We start from the raw sequence: 20,524 nt of genomic DNA, 5'->3' as shown, positions 1-20,524 counted from the left end.
GGCGGAATCACGATTCGTAAACTTGGCGTTCACCGGTGTCGCCTGTTTCCGACTGCACTGTCTTTACGGGGGCCAGGAGGGCTCGGTTATCGTCCGCCCCGTGCCTGTGTTCGGTCTTGCGGCGGTCTGGGGGGGAGCGGCTTCGCCGGAGAAGGCGGCGGCCGTCGTGGAGGGATTGAGCGCGCTGCTGCCGTCCGCGCAGTCGATGCAGTTGCTGGTGGCGTTTCGCGACGACGCCGGCGCGCTGGAGGTGAAGGTGGAGGTGCCCGGCTATCCGCGCGCGGCGGTGGAGAGGCTGGGCGAGGAGGTGCGCAAGAGCGGCGGCACGTTCGTGGAGTTGTGGCGGCTGCCCAAGGCGGAGCGGGACGCGCTGCGCTCACGCACGCTCGCGGGCGGCACGCCCTTCGCCGGCAACGAGCGCGCGCAGGCCGCGCAGGAGCTGCGGCAGCACCTGGAGGCTTTGTCCGCGCGAGGTCCCCTGCCCCCGGCGTCCGCGCCCCAGGCCGCGCCTCCTCCCGAATCCGCGCCCACCGCGAGCACGGGCGCGCCGGGGTCCGCGCCGTCCCGGGATGAATCCCCGCGCCGGGCCCGGCGCTTCGCGGTGAAGCTGGAGATGGAGTTCCGCACGGAGCTGGACTTCGTGCGCGAGCACGCGCTGAACATCAGCAACGGGGGCCTCTTCGTGCGCACGGCGCACCGCCCTCCGCAGGACAGCGTCGTCACCGTGGACGTGAAGCTTCCCAACGGCCAGCGGCTGCAGGGCGAGGCGCTGGTGGTGCACGTGGTGGACGACCAGTACACGGGAGGCGTGGGGCTGGCCTTCCTGAGCGACGACGCCACCTTCTCCGCGACGCTGGACGAGTACCTGGCGAGCCTGGCCGGGGAGAAGGCATGACGTTGGAGGAGGGCCAGACGCCAGGGTGGCCGCGCGACCTGGGCCGCTTCCAGCTGCTGTCGCGGCTGGGGCGCGGCGGCAACGCGGAGGTGTTCCGCGCGCGGATGCTGCAGGGCCTCCATGCGGGCGAGGAGGTGGCCCTCAAGCGCGTGCGGCCGGAGCGCCTGAGGGCTCCGGAGGCGCGCGAGCAGCTCCTGCACGAAGCGGAGCTGGCGCGGTGCCTGGTCCATCCGCACATCGTGGGCTTCCGGGAGTACGGCGAGCTGGCGGATGGGCCCTACCTGGCGCTGGAGCTGGTGGACGGCACGGACCTGGGGAAGGTGCTGGCGCAGTGCCGGCGGCGGCGCATCGAGCTGCCCATCGACATCTCCGTGATGATGGTGCGCCACGTGCTGGAGGCGCTGGCGTACGCGCACCAGGCCACCAACGCCAAGGGCCTGCCGCTGGCGGTGGTGCACTGCGACGTGTCCCCGCACAACGTGCTGGTGTCGCGTGGCGGCGAGGTGAAGCTGGCGGACTTCGGCGTGGCCCGCTCGCGCGCGGGCCTGGAGGTGGACCCGCGGCGGGTGGGCAAGCAGAACTACCGCTCGCCGGAGCTGCTCGCGGGCGAGGTCTCCGTGGCGGTGGACCTGTGGGCGGCGGCGGTGCTGCTGTACGAGCTGCTGTCCTTGGAGTCGCCCTATCCGGAGGGGACGTCGGAGGAGGTGGAGGCCTCCATCCGCGGCCTGCGGGTGACGCCCGTGCGCATGGTGGCGCCGGAGGTGTCGGATCCGCTGGCGCTGGTGCTGGACCGGGCGCTCGCGCCGCACCCGTCGCAGCGCTTCTCCTCCGCGGAGCAGTTCGCGCGGGCGCTGGCGTCGCTGAGCGACGACCGCGTGGCGACGCCGCTGGCGGTGGCCGCGGTGGTGCGCGGCCTGATGGGCGCGGAGCCGGTGACGGGCTGAGGCGTCAGGCCACCTCTTGCTGCTCCGCCGGCACGACGAGCCCCGCGTCGCCCTCGACGACGAGCTTGCTGCGGCCGCCGCCCTGCTTCACCACGCGCACCTGCACGCCGATGCGCTCCGCGAGCCCGCTCACGTGGGAGATGATGCCCACCTGGCGGCCGGTGGCCTGGAGCGCGTCGAGCGTGGCCAGCGCGACCTCCAGCGTCTCCGGGTCCAACGTGCCGAAGCCCTCGTCGATGAAGAGGGTCTCCACCTGCGTCGTCTCCGACGACAGCGAGGCCAGGCCCAGCGCGAGCGCCAGCGACACGAGGAAGCTCTCTCCGCCGGACAGGCTGGCCACGCTGCGGACCTCGTCGCCCATGTCGCCGTCCACCACCTGGAGGTCCAGGTCATGGCCGGGCACGCGCTCCAGGCGGTAGCGGCGGGCCAGCTCGCGCAGGTGCGCGTTGGCGTGCAGGAGCAGCGCGTCCAGGGTGAGGCTCTGGGCGAAGACCTTGAACTTCTTGCCGTCGTGCGAGCCGATGAGGTCGCCCAGCGTCTTCCACACCTCGGCGTCGGCGCGGCGCTGCTCCAGGGCCCGGGCCTCCGCGCCGTGGCGCGCGCGGGCGGCGTCGTCGGAGTCCAGCTTCGCGCGCAGCAGGGCCTCGGCGCGGCGGCGCACCTCCACGCCGGTGCGCAGGCGTTCGCAGAGCTGCGCGACGTCCCCTTCCACGAGCGAGGGAAGCTCCGAGGCCTCGTGGCGCACGCGGCGCTCGCGGCGCTCCAGGAGGATGGCGCGGGCCTGGGCCACGGACTCGCGCAGGGCATTGAGCGCGCGGGCCTCCGCGTCGCACCAGGCGGCGCCGCGAGACAGCAGTGACTTGAGCTCCACCAGGGTGGTGCCGTGGCCGGCGAGGCGCTCCGCGAGGACGGCCTGGGCGTTGTCGAGGACGCGCGAGGCCTCGGCGCGAAGGCGCACGGCGTCCTCGGCGCGGGCGGTGGCCACCTTCTCCGCCTGCTGGAGGGCCTCGGAGTCCTCGCGGGCGCGCTCGTAGGTGGCCTGGGCGGCGTCGACCCGCGCCTGGATTTCCGCGCGCACCTCCTGCGTGGGGCGGCCCTGGAGCAGCCGGGCGCGGGCCCTGGAGGCATCCTGGAAGGCCGCGTCCTTGAGGCTCGCGCGGTGCGCGGCGGTCTGCGCGTCCTCGAGCCGGGACTGGAGGCGGACCTCCTCACGGGCGCGGCGGCCCTGCTCCTCCTCCAGGCGCTTGCGCGAGGCCTCCAGCTCCGCGAGCTTCTCGCGCCACTTCGTCACGCGCTCCAGGCAGCGGCTCTGGAAGCGCGCGGGGTCCGCGGCGAGCTTGTCCTTCCAGGTGGCCTCCTCGCTGGCGAAGGGAGGGGACACTTCGGCGAGGGCGCGCTCCCGGGCGTCGCGGGCGGTGTCCCGGCGCAGGAGCGCATCCCGGTGGGCCTGGGCCGCGCGGGAACCGGCGTCCTCGGCCTTGCGGAGGGCTTCGGCCGCGCCTTCGCGCCGGACGCGCCGGGTCTCCAGCAGGGCCCGGGCCTCGCGAGCGGCGCTGGCCCGGAGCTCGGCGGAGGCCTCCTCTTCGCGAAGGGTCGCGAGCCGCGTGCGCACGTCCTCCTTCGCCGCGAGGAGCCACGCCTGCGCGGCGGAGTCCTCCGCGTCCTCGGGGGGCGCGGCGTTGGAGGAATCCAGCGGGGTGGCCTGCGAAGCCCTGGCTTCCGCGGGCAGCACCGCGCGGGTCCACCGTTCGCGCGCCGCGCGCCAGGAGTCTCGATGTCCCGTGCGCTTACGGGCCGCCGCGTCACGCCGGCCTTCGGCCTGGGTCGCGGCGGTGTCCGCGGTCGCCTGCCGCACGCTCGCGGCGCTCTCCTGCTTCGCGGCGGCATCGCGCGCGGACTCCAGCTCCAGCACCCGGGCCGCGGCCTCCGCCACCAGGCCCTCCAGCGCGGACGCCTCCCGGGCATACGGATGTTCGAGCGCGCCGCACAGCGGACACGGCTCTCCGTCATGCAGCGCGGCCCGGTGCGACGCCAGCCCCTGCGTCGCCTCCGCGCGCGACTGCGCACGGCGCGCCTCGTGGAGCATCGCCTCCTGCGTCGCCCGCCGGGCCGCCGCGTCCTTCGCCTCCTGTGCCGCGCGCGATGAAGCCTCGCGGTGCGCCTTCACCTCCGCCGCCGCGTCAGCTTCCGCCGCCCCCTCCGCCCGCGCGCCTTCACCCGCGAGCGCCAGGGCCCCCAGCGCGTCCTGCCGGGCCAGCAGCGCCTCCCGGAGCGCCCGCCTGGCCGCGCCGCCGTCCTCGCCCAGCGCGGCCTCCGCGTGCGTCGCCAGGGCCTGGGCCTGCGCTTCCGACTCGACCGCGTCCTGGTGCTCCTCGCGGCGCGCCTGCACCTCGGTGCCCAGCCGGTCCGCGTCCCTCCCCAACCGCTCCGCGTCCGCGCCCGCGCCCTGCTCCTCCTTCAGCGCCACCGCGAAGCGCTCCAGCTCGCGCTGCCAGCGGGGCCACTCCGTGGCCAGGGACTCCCAGCCCGCATGCGACGTGCGCCACGCCTCGGCCGCATCCACCAGCGCCTGCGCCTTCGCCTCCGCCGCCTGCACCTGCGTCAGCGCGTCACGCGCCGAAGCCTCCGCGGCCTGCGCCTGCTTCGCCAGCTCCGCGGCCTCACGGGATTCGCGCTCCGCCTCCGCGCGGCGCGTGTCCAGCGTCGCGGCCTCCTCCAGCGCCGGACGCACCGACGCTTCCGCCTCTAGCGCCGCCGCCCGCGCGGCCTCCGCCTGCAGCCGCACCTGCCGCTGCGCCGCCGCCGCCGCGAGCGCCGCTTCCGCCTGCGACGCCCGCTCCAACTGGTCGGCCTCCGCCCTCGCGCAGCCCTGCTCCGCGGCCTCCACCGCGGACACCACCGCACGGAAGCCCTCCGCCGCGCGCACCGACTCCAGCAGTGCCTCGCGAGGCGCCGCCGCCTCCCGCTCCGCCTCCGCCCGCGCCACCGCGCGCTCAGCCTGCTGCTCCTGCCCCACGAACTCCGAGCGCTGCGCGTACCAGGACCGGGCCGCCTCCGCCTCGCGCAGCCGCGTCTCCTCGCGGACCCGCGCGGCCTCCTCTTCCCCCAGCTGGACGCGCACGCCTTCGCGGTCCCCGTCCGACATCAGCGCGATGGCCGCGAGCCCCTGCGACAGCCGCTTCAGCTCCTCCTGCTCCTTGGCGTTCTTCTCGTGCGCCGCGATGGACACCCGGCTGTACACCTCCGTGCCGGTCATCCGCTCCAGGAGCTCCGCGCGCTCGTTCGCGTCCGCGCGCAGGAAGGCCGCGAACTCGCCCTGCGCCAGCAGCGCCGAGCGCCGGAACTGATCGAACGACAGCCCCAGCCGCTCCTGGATCGCCTGGAGCACCTCGCCCTTGGTGCGGCCGAACACCTGTCCGGAGACCACGTCCGTCAGGGTCAGCTCCTGCGGCCGGAAGCGCCCCTCGGCGCGCTCGCGAGCCCGCCACACGTTCCACCGCGCCCGGTAGCGGCGCCCGTCCCTGCCCAGGAAGTCCACCTCCGCGTGGCCCTTCCCCGCCCCGCGCCGCAGCATGCCGCGCACGTCGTAGGCCGACAGCCGCGCCTCCTCGTCCTCATCCGCGCGGCCCACCAGCACCTTGCTGGGCCCGCCCAAGCGGGGCGTGCGGTCGAACAGCGCCAGGCACAGCGCGTCCAGCAGCGTGCTCTTCCCCGCCCCCGTCGCGCCGGAGATGGCGAACAGCCCCAGCCGGTCCAACGGAGCCCGGTCCAGCTCCAGCGCGAAGTCCCCCGCGAAGCTCGTGAGGTTGCTGCCGCGAATCGCCAGGATCTTCACGACGCGTCCTCCTGCACCTGCGTGAGCAGCGCGTGGAACGCCTCCAGCAGGCCCGGCGAGGGAGCCTCCTTGAAGTCCCGCGCATACCGGGCGAGGAACACGTCCTCCGGCGTGCGCTCCCGCAGGGACAGCCCCGGCCGCGCGTCCGCCAGCGCCCCGCCCGTGCCCGTGTAGAAGGGCGTCAGCTTCACCAGCCGCGCCGCCCGTCCCTCCAGCGCCTTCTCCACCTTGTGGCGCAGCGCCGGCTCCGGCCGGGGCAGCGACACGCAGACCTCCAGGTACGGCCGCATGGACTCCGGCGCTCCCGCCTCGCACGCGGGCAGCGCCGCCAGCAGCTCCAGCACCTCCGGCAGCGGCGCCGCGTCCCGGCCCGGCACGCGCATCATGTCCGTGGTGCGCGGCACCGACAGCGGACGCACCTGCGTCAGCGCTCCGTCCTCGACATCCAGCACCAGCACCTGGTGCCGGTAGTGCGCCTCCGACAGCGACAGCGGCAGCGGGGACCCGCTGTAGCGCACGCCCTCGCGGCCGCCCACGCGCTGCGCCTTGTGCAGGTGGCCCAGCGCCGCGTACGCGACGTCCTCCGGGAACAGCTCCACCGGCAGCGCGTGCTGATTGCCGCCCAGGATCTTTCGCTCGCTCAGCTCCGACAGCTCCGAGCCCGTCATGTAGCAATGGCCCATGGCCACCAGCGCCTGCCCCGACCTGCGCCGTCTGCGCGCCGCGTCCAGCACCTCCGAATAGACGGCGCGCACGCCCTCCACCAACCGGTCCCCCTCGCTGTCCGGCACGGACGGCAGGTCCGACGGCCGCAGGTACGGCACCGCCGCCACCCACGCGCCCACCTTCCCGCGCGCGTCGTGCACCGGCACCACCAACCGCTCCATCTCCAGGCCGCCCCGGTGGCGCGGCAGGCCGCCCACCACCCGGACGCCCAGCGCATGGAACAGCGGATCCGGCGCGTCCAGGCGCGCGGCGGAGTCGTGGTTGCCGCCCACCACCACCACGTCCAGCTTCGGCAGCGTGCGCCGGGCACGCGCGATGAAGTGGTACCAGGCCGCCTGCGCCTCCGCGCTGGGGTTGGCCGTGTCGAAGATGTCCCCGGCCACCAGGAGCGCGTCCACCTCCTGCGACTCCAGCGTGTCCAACAGCCACGTCAGGAACGCGGCGTGCTCCGCTTCGCGTGAGACGTCATACAGCGTGTGGCCCAGGTGCCAGTCCGACGTGTGCAGCAGGCGCATCCGGCGTTCACCCTCCCTCGTGGCCCGGTGGCGGGTGCGGGCCGGGCAGCGTCGCCCGGCCCCATCCCCGACGCCAAGCGGCGAGCCCTCGCTCCCTTACCCGCCCCCTCTGACATTGTCGAAAAAGGGCGTCATTCCGCGCGCTTGCATCCGTGGCCTGCCCGACGCGTCCCGTCCTCCCCGCCCCACGCGCCACGGAGTCCGCGCCGCGCGGCCCGCACCACCCGGGGGGACGCACCCGTGGCGTGGGGGCGCTGCGCCATGCGTGCACTCCGGGGCCGCGTGCGCGCGCAGCAGCGCGAGCCCCGTGGGATTCCACACGTTTGCGCGCGTGAGGCGTTCCTTCCCCCGGTCCACGCACCCGCGCCGCAAGCCTGCCCGGCGCACGGCGGTGCATCCGCGGTCGGATTGATGGTCCACGCGCCGCGAGGCCAGTGCACAATGCGCCGTCATGCTTTCCGGTGTCTTCTCTCCGCTCGGCATCCTCGCGTCCCTGCTCGTCCTGGGCGCCCTGGTCCTCGCCACGCTGTTCGAACTCAAGCGCCGCCAGCGCGCCGCGTGGGAAACCTTCGCGAAGGCGCATGGCCTCTCCATCGCGGAGCGGCGCATGGAGGTGCACGGGCGCTATCAGGGGCGCACGCTGCTGCTGGCCACGGGCAAGCGCGGCGCGGGCGGCAAGAAGCGCCACACCGTGACGGTGCTGCGGCTGGACCTGGAGGGCGCGCTGCCCGCGGACCTGCTGCTGGAGCACGAGCGTCCCGAGGACAAGCTTCCCGGCGCCGCCACCCCGCGCGAGGAGACGCTGGGCGACGCGGAGCTGGACGCGGCCTTCCAGGTGGAGGGGCTGGCCCCGGAAGCGCGCCCCGTCATCCTGGAGCCGGGCGTGCGTCAGCGCCTGCTGGGCCTCAAGGGCCACCGCCGCGTGAGCATCAAGGGCGGCTGGCTCCAGGTGGAGCAGCGCGGCGTCCCCGCGAGCACCACCGCGCTGGAGGCGTTGATCCGCGCGCCCCACGACCTGGCCCGCGCCGTCGCCGAGGCCGCGCCGTCCCTGCCCGCGACGAACACCGTGGAGGCCCCGCTGCACGCGGAGGCCCCGATGGACGAAGAGCTGCCCGGCTCCGAGCACGCCTGAGCGCGGCGCTCACCCCACCCGCGCCAGCGCCTCCACGAACTGCTCACGCACGCGCGTGGCCAGCGCCGCCGAATCCGGCCCGAAGGTCTCCGGCGGCAGCGCCGGCATCACCTGCACCGTGACGTTGGCGCGAGGGCTCATCCACGGCCCATCCCCGTCCACCAGCTCGCGCGTGCCGCGCACCAGCACCGGCACCACCGGCACGTGCTCCTCCAGCGCCAGGTGGAACGCGCCTCGCTTGAAGGGCAGCACCTCCCCGGGCGAGTACGTGCCCTCCGGGAAGATGAGCACCGGGATGCCCTTGCGCAGCCACCGGCGGCACGGGCCCAACAGCTGCTCCATGGACGTGGAGCTGCCGCGCACGATGGGCACGTAGCCCAGCAGCGTCATCATCCAGCCCACCAGCGGCGTACGGAACAGGGACGCCTTCGCCACGAACTTGTACGGCGTGAACAGCCCCATCACCGCCAGGATGTCCGCGAACGACTGGTGATTGACGACGTAGACGCACGGGCCCTTGGGCAGCAGCTCACGCCCCTCCACGCGCACGCGCCACCCGGGAGAGGCGTGCAGCCACAGGCCATAGCACCACCGGCACACCAGCGCGTGCAGCCACTGGCGGTCGGGGTCCAACGGGTACGCCACCACGAACAACACCGCGCCCAACGTGAAGAGGATGGGCGCGGTGATGAGGAACAGCGCGAAGAACCACAGCGAGACGACGTAGCGCATGCGTAGAAAGAGGCCCGTTCAGCGCGAGACCCGGGGCGTCAGGGCGTCAGGAGTACCACGATTCCCAACGCGCCCTCGCGCCCGGCCGCCCGCGCGCTCCCCGGCGGGCCAGAGCGCCGGGGCAGGCAAGACGTCAGGCCCGCATCATTCTCCTGCAATGCGCTTGCAGGGCCGCCAGATTAGCGCCTTAAGGTTCCCGGCGAACCCGGAGGGAGAACCGCATGGACGCGCAGGGAGTGCACATCGAAACCCATCCCCGTGAGGGCGAACCGGTGTTCAGCGCGGGGCGCCCGGACCCCTGCACCCTGGTCCTCTTCGGTGCCACGGGCGACCTGGCCGAACGCAAACTATTCCCCGCCCTCTTCGAGCTCGCCCGCTCCGGCCTGCTCCCGGAGCACTTCGCCGTCGTCGCCTTCAGCCGCTCCAAGCTGGACGACGCCTCCTTCCGCGAGCACGTGAAGGAGGGCCTCAAGAAGTTCGCCCGCACGCAGCCGCTGGACGAGGCCACCTGGAAGCGCTTCTCGGAGACCATCGAGGTCGCCTCCGGCGGCTACGACGACCCGGAGGCCTTCCAGCGCCTGAGCCAGAAGCTCCAGGACATCTCCAGGCGCCACAAGACGGACGGCAACAAGCTCTATTACATGGCCACGCCGGCCTCCACGTTCCCGCAGATCATCCAGAGCCTCTCGGGCGCGGGGCTGATCAAGCGCGAGGAGCAGCCCGGCCAGAAGCCCTGGAGCCGGCTCATCATCGAGAAGCCCTTCGGCCACGACCTGGAGAGCGCGAAGGCCCTCAACAAGACGCTGGGCTCGGCGCTGGATGAGAAGCAGATCTTCCGCATCGACCACTACCTGGGCAAGGAGACGGTCCAGAACATCCTGGTCTTCCGCTTCGCCAACGCCATCTTCGAACCGCTCTGGAACCGCCAGCACATCGACCACGTGGAGATCACCGCGGCCGAGGCCATTGGCGTGGAGGGGCGCGGCGGCTTCTACGACGAGACGGGCGTCATCCGGGACATGGTGCAGAACCACCTGCTCCAGGTGCTGGCCCTGTGCGCCATGGAGCCCCCGGTGTCGTTCGGCGCGGAGGACATCCGCGATGAGAAGACCAAGGTCTTCCGCGCGCTGCGCCCGGTGGAGGGCAGCGACGTGGCCCAGCACGTGGTGGTGGGCCAGTACGAGGGCTACCAGGACGAGAAGGGCGTGAAGAAGGGCTCGCGCACGCCCACGTACGTGGCCATGAAGATGAACATCGACTCGTGGCGCTGGCAGGGCGTGCCCTTCTACCTGCGCGCGGGCAAGAACCTGAACAAGCGCCTGACGGAGGTGTCCATCCACTTCAAGTCGGTGCCCATCGGCCTGTTCAGCGGCGGCGGCGCCACCTGCCAGCGGCTGCAGCCCAACGTGCTCACGCTGCGCATCCAGCCGCACGAGGGCATCGCGCTGTCCTTCGAGTCCAAGATTCCCGGCGAGGACGTGAACATCGGCGGCGTCCGGATGGACATGGACTACGCGGAGAGCTTCAAGAAGCCCGTGCCGGAGGCATACGAGCGGCTGCTGCTGGACTGCATGCGCGGCAACGCCACCCTCTTCGCGCGCCAGGACAGCGTGGAGCAGGCCTGGGGTTACATCACGCCCATCCTGAAGGCGCTGGAGACGGACGACGGCGGCAAGGTCCACACCTACGCCAAGGGCACCAAGGGCCCGGACGCCGCGGACGCGCTGCCCGCGCAGAACGGCCGGCGGTGGTCCACGCTATGAGCAAGTCCCTCGTCGTCCCGGCGGCGCAGCTGGCCCGCGAGGCCGCGGACTGGATGGCTCGCGAGCTGGAAAAGGCGCTCGCGACGAAGCCGCGCGTGAGCCTGGCGCTGTCCGGCGGCAACACGCCCCGGCCCGCGTACCGGCTGCTCGCGGACCGCACGCTCCCCTGGGAGCGCGTGGACGTCTACTTCGTGGACGAGCGCTTCGTGCCGCCCGACCACAAGGACAGCAACTACCTGCTGGTGAAGGAGTCGCTGCTGACGCCGCTGAGGCTCCCGGACGCGCAGGTGTTCCGCATGCAGGGCGAGCGCACGGACCGCGACGCCGCCGCGCGCGACTACGAGCAGACGCTGCCCGCGAAGCTGGACGTGGTGCTCATTGGCGTGGGCGAGGACGGCCACACCGCGAGCCTCATGCCCGGGCACCCCGCCCTGCGGGAGCGCACGCGGCGGGTGCTGGCGGTGGAGCAGCGCGCCAAGCCGCCGCCGTGGCGGATGACGCTGACCTTCCCCGTGCTCCAGGGCGCGGGGGCGGTGCTGGGGCTGGTGGCGGGCGAGGGCAAGCGGGATGCCATGCGGCGGGTGCTCGCGGGCGATATGTCCCTGCCCGCATCGCACGTGACGAATACGCAGTGGATGTTGGACCCCGCCGCCCACGGGTGAGGCGGCCCTCTGGAGGGAACGATGAGCGAACAGACGAAGCCGGCGCAGTTCGGCGTGGCGGGCATGGGCGTGATGGGCGCGAGCCTCGCCCTCAACATCGCGGACCATGGCTTCCGCGTCGCCGTGTGGGACCGCCACCCGGAGAGCATCCAGAAGGTCCAGCAGGAGAACCCGAAGCAGGCCCTGCAGGGCTTCCCGGAGCTGGAGAAGTTCGTTGCCGGCCTGGAGCGCCCGCGCCGCATCCTGCTGATGATCACGGCCGGCGCCCCCGTGGATGAGATGATGGGCCGGCTGTTCCCGCTGCTGTCGCCCGGCGACGTCATCATGGACGCGGGCAACTCCTGGTACCTGGACACGCGCCGCCGTGAGGCGCTGTGCAAGGAGAAGGGCTTCCACTTCCTGGGCATCGGCGTGTCCGGCGGTGAAGAGGGCGCGCGCCACGGCCCGTCCATCATGCCCGGAGGCCCCAAGGACGCGTACGCGCTGGTGCGGCCGGTGCTGGAGGCCATCGCCGCGCGCAGTGAAGAGGGCCTGTGCGTCACCCACGTGGGCCCGGAGGGCGCGGGCCACTTCGTGAAGATGGTGCACAACGGCATCGAGTACGCGGACATGCAGCTGCTCGCGGAGACCTACGACGTGCTCCGCCGCGGCCTGGGCCTGGACACCGCGGCGCTCGCCGACCTGTTCTCCAAGTGGAACGAGGGCATCGCCGAGTCGTTCCTCCTGGAGACCACCATCAAGGTGCTGCGCAAGCGCGACCCGGAGACGGGCAAGCCGCTGGTGGACCTGGTGCTGGACAAGGCCGGCCAGAAGGGCACGGGCAAGTGGACGGTGCAGGTGGCCCTGGACCTGGGCGTGCCGGTGCCCTCCATCGCGTCCGCGCTGGACGCGCGCAACCTGTCCTCGCGCAAGGAGGAGCGCGTCGCCGCGAGCAGGAAGCTCCACGGCCCCGACATCTCCCTGTCCCCGGAAGAGAAGAAGGAGCTGGCCCAGTGGGCGCACGACGCGCTCTACGCGGCGCGCGTGGTGACGTACGCGCAGGGCATGCGGCTCATCCAGGCGGCGTCGGACGAGTACAAGTGGGGCGTGTCGCTGGCGGAGATGGCCCGCATCTGGCGGGGCGGCTGCATCATCCGCGCGAAGCTGCTCACCCCGCTGCGCGAGTCCTTCGAACGGCAGCCCACGCTGCCCAACCTGATGGTGTCCGAGGCCTTCGCCCCGGTGCTGGACAAGATGGCCCCGGCGTGGCGCCGGTTCGTGGGCGCCGCGACGAAGGCGGGCATCCCCGTGCCGGTGTTCAGCAGCAGCCTGGCGTACATGGACAGCTACCGCAGCGCGGAGCTGCCGCAGAACCTCACCCAGGCCCAGCGCGACGCGTTCGGCGCGCACACCTACCAGCGCCGGGACAAGCCCGACGCCGGCTTCGTGCACTCGGACTGGCTGAAGTAGTCCCGCGGCCCCGCCCTGCGCGCCGCCTACTTTCCTTGGGTGGCGCGCAGCTCCGCGCGGCGGATCTTCCCGCTCACCGTCTTGGGCAGCTCCGTGACGAACTCAATCTCGCGCGGATACTTGTAGGGCGCCGTGGTCTTCTTCACGAAGTCCTGCAGCTCCTGCGCGAGCTCCGGTGACGGCGTGTGGCCCGGCGTAAGCAGCACGTACGCCTTGATGCGCTGGCCAAGCTTGTCGTCCGGCACGCCGATGACGGCGGACTCGGCCACCGCAGGGTGCTCAATCAGCGCGGATTCCACTTCGAAGGGGCCCACGCGGTAGCCGGACGTCTTGATGACGTCGTCGGAGCGCCCCACGAACCACAGGTAGCCGTCCGCGTCGCGCACCGCGCGGTCGCCGGTGATGTACCAGTCCCCCCGGCTGCTGGCGGCGTTGGCCGCGTCGTCGTTGAGGTAGCCCGCGAACAGGCCCACCGGCCGCTCCGGCCTCACGCGCACGGCGATGTCGCCCTCCTGTCCGTCCGCCACCTCGTGGCCGTGCTCGTCGATGACGCCCACGGTGAAGCCCGGGGACGGCTTGCCCATGGAGCCCACGCGCGGCTCCATGCCGGGGAAGATGCCCACGATGACCACCGTCTCCGTCTGGCCGTAGCCCTCGCGGATGTGCAGCCCGGTGGCCTCCTTCCACGTCTGGATGACCTCCGGGTTGAGCGGCTCGCCCGCGCTCAGGGAGTGGCGCAGCGAGGACAGGTCCACCGCCTTCAGGTCCTGGAGCACCAGCGCGCGCCACGCGGTGGGCGGCGCGCAGAAGGTGGTGACCTTCTCCCGCTCCAGCACCTTCAGGAAGCCCGCGGGGTCGAAGCGGCCGCGGAAGTCGTAGACGACGTTGCACGCGCCCACGCTCCACGGGCCGAAGAGCTTGCCCCACGCGCACTTCGCCCAGCCGGTGTCGCTGAGCGTGAGGTGCCGGTCCTCTGGCTTCAGGTCCAGCCAGTAGCGGCCGGTGATGAGGTGCCCCTGGCCGTAGCTGGCCTGCGTGTGCAGCACCATCTTCGGCATGCCGGTGGTGCCGGACGTGAAGTAGATGAGCAGCGGCTCCTCCGCCTTCGTGGGCGGGAACGCCGTCGCCTGCGACTCCGCCAGCGCCTCCGACGTGTAGCGCGTCCAGGGGGACGGCGCGTCGCCGGTGGACACCCACGTCGTCACGCCGGGGGCCTGGCCCGCGACGCCCTCGAAGCGGTCCAGGCAGCTGGCGTCGGTGAGGACGGCCTTCGCGCCGGACACCTCCAGCCGGTAGCGGATGTCCTTGGCGGTGAGCATGGGCGTGCCGGGCATGAAGACGATGCCCGCGCGGATGCAGCCCAGCACCAGGAACCACCACTCCGGCACGCGCGGCATCAGGATGAAGGCCCGGTCGCCGCGCTTCAGGCCCAGCCCGGTGAGGAAGCGCGCCGCGTGCAGCGAGCGCTCCTTCAGCTCCTGGAAGGAGAAGCGCCGCGAGCGCCCGGACTCGTCGGACCACTGGAGCGCGGGGGCCTGGGGCCGCTCGGCCGCGTGCCTGTCGATGACGTCCGTGGCGAAGTTGAAGTGCGCTGGCCGCTCCCACCGGAAGTCACGGCGGGTGGACGCGTAGTCGGCGGAAGCGCGAGAGGAAGGCTCGGACATGGGCGGCTCCTGGAGTGTTCCGGCAACCCCGGCAGCCTGTCACGTCATCCCGAGCGGTGCGGCGGAGCCCCGCGCGAAAGCGCCCGGTGGTGGACGCTCGCAACGCGCGGGGGAACTTCCAGGTGCTGCTCAGCGCGAGGCGTTCAGCCCCTTCGCCAGGCTGCGCGCCTCGTCACTCCAGCCCGGCTCACCCAGGTCCGCCACCTGGTTGAAGTCGTGCGCGGCGAGGTCCTTCTGGCCCAGCTCGCGCAGCGCGATGGCGCGGTTCCACAGCGCCTGGGGGTTGCGAGGGTCCGTGCGCAGCACCGGGTCCAGCAGGTTCAGCGCGTCCTGGTAGCGGCCGTCCTGCAGCGCCACCACCGACAGGTCGATGTCGCGCGCCAGCGACGCGGGCTCGCGCGCCAGCACCGCCTGCGCCTGCTGCCACTGGCCGTGCAGCACGTAGGCCGCGACGATGCCGCGGAAGTCCCTGCGCTCCTCCATCTCCGCCAGGGGACGCAGGGGCAGCGTCACCTTCCCCGCCTCCGCGCCTTCCGCGCCGCCGCGCATGGGGCTGTAGGGACGGTGCTTGTCCGCGCGCGGATCAGAAAGGCGCGCCTCCAGCTCACGCGTGGACTGGTTCTCCAGGAAGACGACCGCTGGCACCTCTCCGGCGGGCATCATGCGCGGCACGACGATGGCGCAGAGGCTGGCGGCCATGGCCAGCGGCACCACCACGCGCGCGTTGCGGCGCACCCACGCGCCCAGCGCCACCACGTGGCCCTCCGGCTTCGCCGCCGGCGCCTCCGCCACGCCCGTGCCCAGGGCCCGCGCCGCCAGCAGCTCCAACTGGAGCAGGTCCCTCAGGCCGCCCTCGCAGGCGGCACAGCGCGGCAGGTGGTTCCGGAACGCTTCGGCGTCGGACTCGGACAGCTCGCCGTCCATGAAGAGGTGCAGCCGGGTGCAATGCGCGTTCATGACTGAGCTCCCCGCTCCCGGGCCACCGCGACGCTCGGAAGCAGCAATTCCCTCAGGTCCCGGCGCGCCAGCGTCAGCCAGCTGCCCACGGTCCCCACGGGAACGTTGAAATGTTCAGCGATGGCCTGGTAGCGGCGGCCTTCCGCGTGAAGCTTGTACGCGTCCCGGAGGTGCGGCTTGAGCTGCTCGATGGCCGCCTGGAACGCGTCGTTGCCCACCAGCTCCCAGTTCTCCTGGTCCGCGTCCCCTGTCACCGGCAGGTCCTGCACCAGCGCCAGGTGCGGCAGCCCCCGGCTCTCCGTGCGCTGACGGCGGCAGTGGTCCAGGAACCGGTTGGTCATCGTCGTGCACAGCCAGGCCGCGCACGCCGCTTCCGTCCGGTCCTTCAGGTGGCCGTACTCCGGCAACGCCCGCTCGAAGGCCTCCTGGACCAGGTCCTCCGGGTCCAGGGTGCCGCGGGCGCACAACCGCCGCGCCACCGCCAGCAGGCTGGGCCGGTGTCGCTGGATGAACGCCTCGAAGTGGCGCTTTTCCCGGTTGAAGAGGTTGGCCATGACACAAGGCCCCGAAGTGACTGGTGGGCTTTCCTGTTTAAAGACGCCGAGCGGTTCGTTTCTTGAGAGAAAAATGCCCGGAAGGGCAGACAAGCCCGGACGCCAGGTCCTTCAGCGAACGCCTTCCGCCCCCTCCAGCAGGGGGGGAACCGAGGGCGGCGGCAGCGGGCGGCGCCGGCGCGGTGCCCGGTTCTCGCAGTTCACGTAGGAGCCCTTCACGTGGGGAGCGCTGTGGTCCGGCTCGAAGGCGCCAGGGCGGTGAGAGGACGGGTCTCCGGGGGTCATGAATGGCTTCTCCTGGTACGACGGAAGTCCTGCGTCAGCATTGAGGTGGGTTGGAAAAAGACAGAATGGGGCAGTCCATACCACGCCCCGCCACACCGGCAGCAGGGCCCCCCCGGGCCAATCCTTCAAGGATTTCAAGGAGTTCTGAATGAACGAGGACAAGTCCCCGCTGCGGCCGGAGTGGCGCCAGTGGCTGGCGGAGAATCTGGCGCTGGGTGTGGGCATGGAGGAGGTGGAGCAGGTGCTGGAGGGAGCGGGGGTGCCCCTGGAAGTCGCGCGGGCGGAGGTGGCCGCCGCGGAGGCACACCCCTACTTCCAGGCGTGCCGTCAGGTGGCCCGGCACTTCGGGTGGCTGGAGTCGCTGATGGAGACCTACAGCGCGCTGCGTAACCAGGACGGCGGGCGCGTCCTGGAGGTGCGTGAGGGGCTGGCCCCGGAGGAGTTCTTCCGCCGCTACTACTTCGGCCACCGGCCGGTGGTGCTGCGGGGGGCCATGAAGGGCTGGCCCGCGCTGGGCAAGTGGTCGGTGCCCTACTTCCGCGAACACTTCGGGCAGGTGGAGGTGGAGGTGATGACGGGGCGCGACGCCAACCCGGAGCACGCGGCCCAGCAGGACCGGCACCGCTCGCGGATGCCCTTCACGGACTTCCTGGCGATGGTGGAGTCCGGCCGGGAGACCAACGACTACTACATGGTTCCGCGCAACGACAACTGGAGCCACGGGGGGCTGTCCGCGCTGCGCGAGGACCTGCGCGCGCTGGAGGGCATCATCGACCCGTCGCTCCTGGCGGATCAGATGACGCTGCTCCTGGGCCCGGCGGGCACCGTCACCCCGCTGCACCACGACAACATGAACATCGTGCTGGGGCAGGTGATGGGGCGCAAGCACGTGAAGCTGGTGCCGTCCTACGAGCGTCACCGGGTGTACCCGCACCGGGGCACCTTCAGCCATGTGGACGCGGGCGCGCCGGACCTGGTGGCGCACCCGCTGTTCGCCGAGGCCACGGTGCTGGAGACGGTGCTGGAGCCCGGGGACATGGTGTTCCTGCCCGTGGGGTGGTGGCACTGGGTGAAGGCGCTGGACGTGAGCGCCAGCGTCACCTTCCACCACTTCGTCGTCCCTGGCGGAAACACGCACCTGGATGCCCCCCCCTAGCCCGTCCGTCAGTCCGCCTTCTCCACCAGCAGCACGGAGAGCGTCCATCCGGCCCGCCCGTCCCGCGCGAGCCACGCCTGGCGCTCGTCGCGCAGCGCGATGGCGGCGGGCGAGCCCGCGTGGATCCTCCGGCGCACGCCGTCGAAGAAGCGGCCCGCCGCGTCCGGGATGTCCACCGTGGAGGCCAGCACCGCGCGGGCGCCGGAGTCGATGAAGGCCGCCGGCAGGCTGAAGGGCTCCGTGCTCTGCAGCGCCGTGGTGCGGCCCGCGCTGCACGCGGCCAGGAAGACGGTGGGCTCCCCCTTGAGCTTCTGCTCGCGCACCACGTCCGCGGTGAGCGCGTAGCGGCCGTTCACCTCCGGGGACAGCACCACCAGCGACGCGCCGGAGATGCTGGGGTCGGTGATGCCGTGCGCGTGGATTTCAATCTCCGTGGCGTCCGCCATGCTCTCCAGCACGCGCGAGGGCGTGGCGTCCGAGCCGGACAGCACGTTGGGCGGCGCGCCCCCGGGCTCCGCGTCCGGCGTCCAGGTGGGCAGCCGGGGCAGCTGCAACAGCGACGGGGCCTCCACGCCGGCCACCACCAGCCGGCGCGCGGACTGGGCGCTGGCGGCCGGACGCGGGCCCTGGGCGCGGCCCAGGCGGAAGCTCCACGCCATGTCGGACGGCAGCAGATCCGTGCGGCCGAAGACCGGCGCCCACGCCAGCACGTCCACGTGGTCACAGCCGGACAGCGTCTTGCGCAGCCCTTCCGGCACCAGCCGGGACGAGTCCGCGCGGGCAAAGGGCTCCTTGCGCGTGTCGTCGTAGTGCCCCTTCACCTCGCCGTGGGGGCCCAGCGCCACCAGCACGGTGCGCTCGGCGTGGACGCTGGCGGCCAGCGCGCAGCGCGTGAGCACGGGCGTGCCCAGCTGCGCGGCCATCAGCTCCACCACCTTGGAGAACTCCCCTGCGCGGCCCGCGTCCACCGCGAGCGACGAGTAGCTGAGCGCCCAGGCCTCACGCCCCAGCGCGTCGCCGCGCGGCAGGGCGTCCGCCGCGTCGATGGCCTTGCGCAGGTGGAGCTGGCCCTTCTGGCGGTCGCGGTCCAGGTGGAAGCGGCCCTCCAGGTAGTCCGCGTAGACGCGGTCCCCGCCCTGCACCACCGGGCCCGCCAGCGCGTTGGTCGTCACGCGGGAGAGCCACTCCAGGTCGTTGGGGCCGAAGTTGGAGCGCGTCAACTCCACGAGCGTGGCGCCGAACACCGGCTCCATGGGGTTGTCCGGGCAGGCGGCGGCGATGTCCAGCTCGCGCCGCGCCTCCTGGGGCCGCAGGTCCAGGTAGTGCAGGTGCGCCAGCTGCACGTGGGGCCACGCGCAGCTGCGCGTGGGGCCGCGCGCCATCCATTCCTCCAGATAGGCGCGGGCGCTGCCCAGATCGTTGCGCGAGCGCGACACCTGGCTCAGCACCTCCAACGCGCTGAACTCCAGCTCCCACTCGCGCAGCTGCCGGGCGCCGGCCCAGAGCACGCGCGCGTGCTGCTCGGACTCCGTCACGCGCTGCATGTCGTAGTAGAAGATGGCCAGCCGCTTCTCCAGCTCCAGGCAGCGCACGGACAGGCCATTCTCGCGGCAGCGCTGGAGCGCGCCGAAGAGCCGCTGTTCAGCCTTCCACCACGCTCCGTCGGAGATCTCCTTGAAGGCCTGGTCGCGGTCCGCGACGTAGGTGAACCACGGGTCCTCCAGCCGCTTGATGCGCTCCAGCGTGTCCTTGAGGTGGTTCAGGGAGCCCCTGCGCGTGCGCAACAGCGCGCCCAGGTAGATGTCGTCATCCCCGGACACCCGCGCCCGGTCCAGCAGCGCCTCCGGGATGCCGTGGCCCGCGCGCAGCGTCTCCGCGTACTGGCGCGCCACGTCCGACCGGCGGGAGAAGTCCCGCTTCGCCACGCGCTGCACGTAGTCCGTGAGCACGCTGCCGCCCTGTACCCGGTCCAGCTCCTTCGCCAGGGGCAGCAGCGCCAGCGCGCGCTCCTTCGACCCGGCGGCGCGCACCACGTCATAGAAGACGCCGCGCACGGTGCCCGGCATGTACCGGGCCGCGTCCATGGGCAGCGGCGCCTTCGGGTCGTCCATCAGGGCGAGCGTCGCGTCGCGCGCATCCTTCCACTGGCGCTGGCGCTCCAGCGTGGCCTCGCGCAGGGCCAGCGCCTGGGCGTGCGCCTCACGCCCCCAGCCCGGCTCGTTGCGCTTCGCCACCTCCTCGAACAGCTCCGACGCGCGCAGCGTCAGCCCCATCTCCCGGAACACCAGCGCGCGGTTCCACAGGGCCTGCGTCAGGTTCGGCTTCGCGGTGAGCGCCGCGTCCAGCAGCCGCAGCGCGCGCTCATGGTCCCCGCGGGCGAGCGCCACCGCCGCCAGGTCGCTGTCGCGCTCCGGCGAGGCGGGCAGACGCTCCAGGAAGGAGGACGCCTGGTTCCACTCGCCCTCCAGGGCATAGGCCGCCGCGATGCCGCCCCAGTCCTCCCGGGCCTCCATGCGGGCGAGCGGGCCCAGGGGCATCGGCTCGGCGGGGACCGGGCAGCCTCCCGCGGGGGCGCGCGAACGGTAGCGGTCCGCTTCCGGGTGCGTGAGGCGGGCCTCGATGCGGGCGGCCGCCCTGCGCTCCGTCCAGAAGGTGTCCGGGACGGGGGACGGCTGCGCCCGGGGCTTCAGGGCCGCGACCCCACCCACCAGGAGAGGGAGGGCCAGCGCCAGCGCCCAGAGACTCTTCTTCGCCGGCTTCACCATGCGGTCCCCTCGGGCATCTCCCCCCTGCTGCCCCTTGGGGCGGTTCTACACCAACCTCCGACGAACGCCGACCTGGCCTCGCCCCGTGCCTCCCGGCGTCTCATGACGCGGTGGGCAGGCGGGCGGTGGGACAACAGGCGCATCGGATGTCTGGGGCGATACACGCACCAATAGACGGGCTGCTCGGCCGATCTTGAAAAAAGGCCCCACTTCCCAGGTCCGGCGCGGGGGAGGGACGGGACGCCGGGACGTCAGGCTGTTGGGGGGATGACGCCCGGGGGCCTGCCTGCACGGCGGCTCACGGCGGATGGTTTGAGCGCCCGCATCCACCCGGAATCACGCGCTTCGGCATGCCTGGGGAAGCGACGGGCGGCAGGGCCTTGGCCCCCTCATTGCCCACCAGGCGTCCCGACGGGCGGGCGGGCGCCAGGGGGTTGGCAGGCGAGTGGCAGCGGGAAGGCTTCCTTCCCGCCGCGTGTCCCCTTGGCCC

General features: G+C 72.7%; 14 protein-coding genes. 7 read left to right on the top strand and 7 right to left on the bottom strand.

Annotation, left to right across the window (positions count from 1 at the left end; genetic code table 11):
- Positions 1-166: 166 nt before the first annotated feature.
- On the top strand, positions 167-895 hold the full coding sequence (locus KYK13_RS04380; RefSeq protein ID WP_223642212.1) for a TIGR02266 family protein: 729 nt from the start codon (positions 167-169) through the stop codon (positions 893-895).
- Positions 892-1,839, top strand: a complete 948-nt coding sequence (locus KYK13_RS04375) for a serine/threonine-protein kinase (RefSeq protein WP_223642211.1) — start codon at positions 892-894, stop codon at positions 1,837-1,839. Before KYK13_RS04380 ends, KYK13_RS04375 begins: the two co-directional genes overlap by 4 nt.
- A 4-nt stretch (positions 1,840-1,843) precedes the next feature.
- On the opposite strand, the gene KYK13_RS04370 is transcribed toward KYK13_RS04375, so the two are convergent.
- Together KYK13_RS04370 and KYK13_RS04365 are read right to left on the bottom strand one after the other, a co-directional pair.
- Positions 1,844-5,674, bottom strand: a complete 3,831-nt coding sequence (locus KYK13_RS04370; protein ID WP_223642210.1) for an AAA family ATPase — start codon at positions 5,672-5,674, stop codon at positions 1,844-1,846.
- Positions 5,671-6,915 (bottom strand): exonuclease SbcCD subunit D C-terminal domain-containing protein, encoded by a 1,245-nt coding sequence (locus KYK13_RS04365; RefSeq protein ID WP_223642208.1) that lies wholly within the window; start codon positions 6,913-6,915, stop codon positions 5,671-5,673. Before KYK13_RS04365 ends, KYK13_RS04370 begins: the two co-directional genes overlap by 4 nt.
- A gap of 451 nt (positions 6,916-7,366) precedes the next feature.
- On the opposite strand from KYK13_RS04365, the gene KYK13_RS04360 reads away from it, so the two are divergent.
- Positions 7,367-8,047, top strand: a complete 681-nt coding sequence (locus tag KYK13_RS04360) for a hypothetical protein (protein ID WP_223642206.1) — start codon at positions 7,367-7,369, stop codon at positions 8,045-8,047.
- Positions 8,048-8,056: 9 nt separating this feature from the next.
- Here KYK13_RS04360 and KYK13_RS04355 read toward each other — a convergent pair whose 3' ends face one another.
- Positions 8,057-8,779: a 1-acyl-sn-glycerol-3-phosphate acyltransferase gene (locus KYK13_RS04355; protein ID WP_223642204.1), complete on the bottom strand. Its 723-nt coding sequence runs from the start codon at positions 8,777-8,779 to the stop codon at positions 8,057-8,059.
- Between the two features lie 221 nt (positions 8,780-9,000).
- On the opposite strand from KYK13_RS04355, the gene zwf reads away from it, so the two are divergent.
- Genes zwf through gndA form a run of 3 tightly spaced genes read left to right on the top strand, consistent with a single transcriptional unit; the run spans position 9,001 to position 12,653 of the window.
- A complete protein-coding gene (zwf, locus tag KYK13_RS04350; protein WP_223642202.1) occupies positions 9,001-10,542 on the top strand; it encodes a glucose-6-phosphate dehydrogenase in 1,542 nt (513 codons plus the stop codon).
- Entirely contained in the window at positions 10,539-11,204 is a 666-nt protein-coding gene (gene pgl, locus KYK13_RS04345) for a 6-phosphogluconolactonase (RefSeq protein ID WP_223642200.1), read from the top strand. The genes zwf and pgl overlap by 4 nt, the downstream gene beginning before the upstream one ends.
- A gap of 21 nt (positions 11,205-11,225) precedes the next feature.
- The gene (gene gndA / locus KYK13_RS04340) at positions 11,226-12,653 is read left to right on the top strand and encodes an NADP-dependent phosphogluconate dehydrogenase (RefSeq protein WP_223642198.1); all 1,428 of its coding nucleotides are present in this window, start codon (positions 11,226-11,228) and stop codon (positions 12,651-12,653) included.
- 26 nt (positions 12,654-12,679) lie between these two features.
- Here gndA and KYK13_RS04335 read toward each other — a convergent pair whose 3' ends face one another.
- The 3 genes from KYK13_RS04335 to KYK13_RS04325 all read right to left on the bottom strand — a co-directional run bounded on the left by KYK13_RS04335 (position 12,680) and on the right by KYK13_RS04325 (position 15,828).
- Positions 12,680-14,317, bottom strand: a complete 1,638-nt coding sequence (locus KYK13_RS04335) for an acyl-CoA synthetase (RefSeq protein ID WP_223642196.1) — start codon at positions 14,315-14,317, stop codon at positions 12,680-12,682.
- Between the two features lie 129 nt (positions 14,318-14,446).
- Positions 14,447-15,274: a zf-HC2 domain-containing protein gene (locus KYK13_RS04330; RefSeq protein ID WP_223642194.1), complete on the bottom strand. Its 828-nt coding sequence runs from the start codon at positions 15,272-15,274 to the stop codon at positions 14,447-14,449.
- Positions 15,271-15,828 carry an RNA polymerase sigma factor gene (locus tag KYK13_RS04325; protein WP_223642192.1) on the bottom strand — a complete coding sequence of 186 codons (558 nt, stop codon included), beginning with the start codon at positions 15,826-15,828 and terminating at the stop codon, positions 15,271-15,273. Before KYK13_RS04325 ends, KYK13_RS04330 begins: the two co-directional genes overlap by 4 nt.
- Before the next feature lie 433 nt (positions 15,829-16,261).
- On the opposite strand from KYK13_RS04325, the gene KYK13_RS04320 reads away from it, so the two are divergent.
- The gene (locus KYK13_RS04320) at positions 16,262-17,269 is read left to right on the top strand and encodes a cupin-like domain-containing protein (protein ID WP_304504094.1); all 1,008 of its coding nucleotides are present in this window, start codon (positions 16,262-16,264) and stop codon (positions 17,267-17,269) included.
- Between the two features lie 8 nt (positions 17,270-17,277).
- Here the strand turns inward: KYK13_RS04320 and KYK13_RS04315 are convergent, their stop codons facing one another.
- A complete protein-coding gene (locus tag KYK13_RS04315; protein ID WP_223642190.1) occupies positions 17,278-20,034 on the bottom strand; it encodes a CHAT domain-containing protein in 2,757 nt (918 codons plus the stop codon).
- Between the last annotated feature and the right edge of the window lie 490 nt (positions 20,035-20,524).

The organism is Corallococcus sp. EGB, assembly GCF_019968905.1.
Taxonomy (GTDB): Bacteria; Myxococcota; Myxococcia; order Myxococcales; family Myxococcaceae; genus Corallococcus.
Note: the sequence above shows the minus strand (reverse complement) of the source record. Positions and strands in the feature narration are given on the sequence as shown.

Excerpts from the sequence above, each read along its gene's own strand:
- KYK13_RS04375 (WP_223642211.1), top strand. The coding sequence starts at position 892 with ATGACGTTGGAGGAGGGCCAGACGCCAGGGTGGCCGCGCGACCTGGGC.
- KYK13_RS04365 (WP_223642208.1), bottom strand. The coding sequence starts at position 6,915 with ATGCGCCTGCTGCACACGTCGGACTGGCACCTGGGCCACACGCTGTAT.
- KYK13_RS04360 (WP_223642206.1), top strand. The coding sequence starts at position 7,367 with ATGCTTTCCGGTGTCTTCTCTCCGCTCGGCATCCTCGCGTCCCTGCTC.
- KYK13_RS04355 (WP_223642204.1), bottom strand. The coding sequence starts at position 8,779 with ATGCGCTACGTCGTCTCGCTGTGGTTCTTCGCGCTGTTCCTCATCACC.
- zwf (WP_223642202.1), top strand. The coding sequence starts at position 9,001 with ATGGACGCGCAGGGAGTGCACATCGAAACCCATCCCCGTGAGGGCGAA.
- pgl (WP_223642200.1), top strand. The coding sequence starts at position 10,539 with ATGAGCAAGTCCCTCGTCGTCCCGGCGGCGCAGCTGGCCCGCGAGGCC.
- gndA (WP_223642198.1), top strand. The coding sequence starts at position 11,226 with ATGAGCGAACAGACGAAGCCGGCGCAGTTCGGCGTGGCGGGCATGGGC.
- KYK13_RS04335 (WP_223642196.1), bottom strand. The coding sequence starts at position 14,317 with ATGTCCGAGCCTTCCTCTCGCGCTTCCGCCGACTACGCGTCCACCCGC.
- KYK13_RS04330 (WP_223642194.1), bottom strand. The coding sequence starts at position 15,274 with ATGAACGCGCATTGCACCCGGCTGCACCTCTTCATGGACGGCGAGCTG.
- KYK13_RS04325 (WP_223642192.1), bottom strand. The coding sequence starts at position 15,828 with ATGGCCAACCTCTTCAACCGGGAAAAGCGCCACTTCGAGGCGTTCATC.
- KYK13_RS04320 (WP_304504094.1), top strand. The coding sequence starts at position 16,262 with ATGAACGAGGACAAGTCCCCGCTGCGGCCGGAGTGGCGCCAGTGGCTG.
- KYK13_RS04315 (WP_223642190.1), bottom strand. The coding sequence starts at position 20,034 with ATGGTGAAGCCGGCGAAGAAGAGTCTCTGGGCGCTGGCGCTGGCCCTC.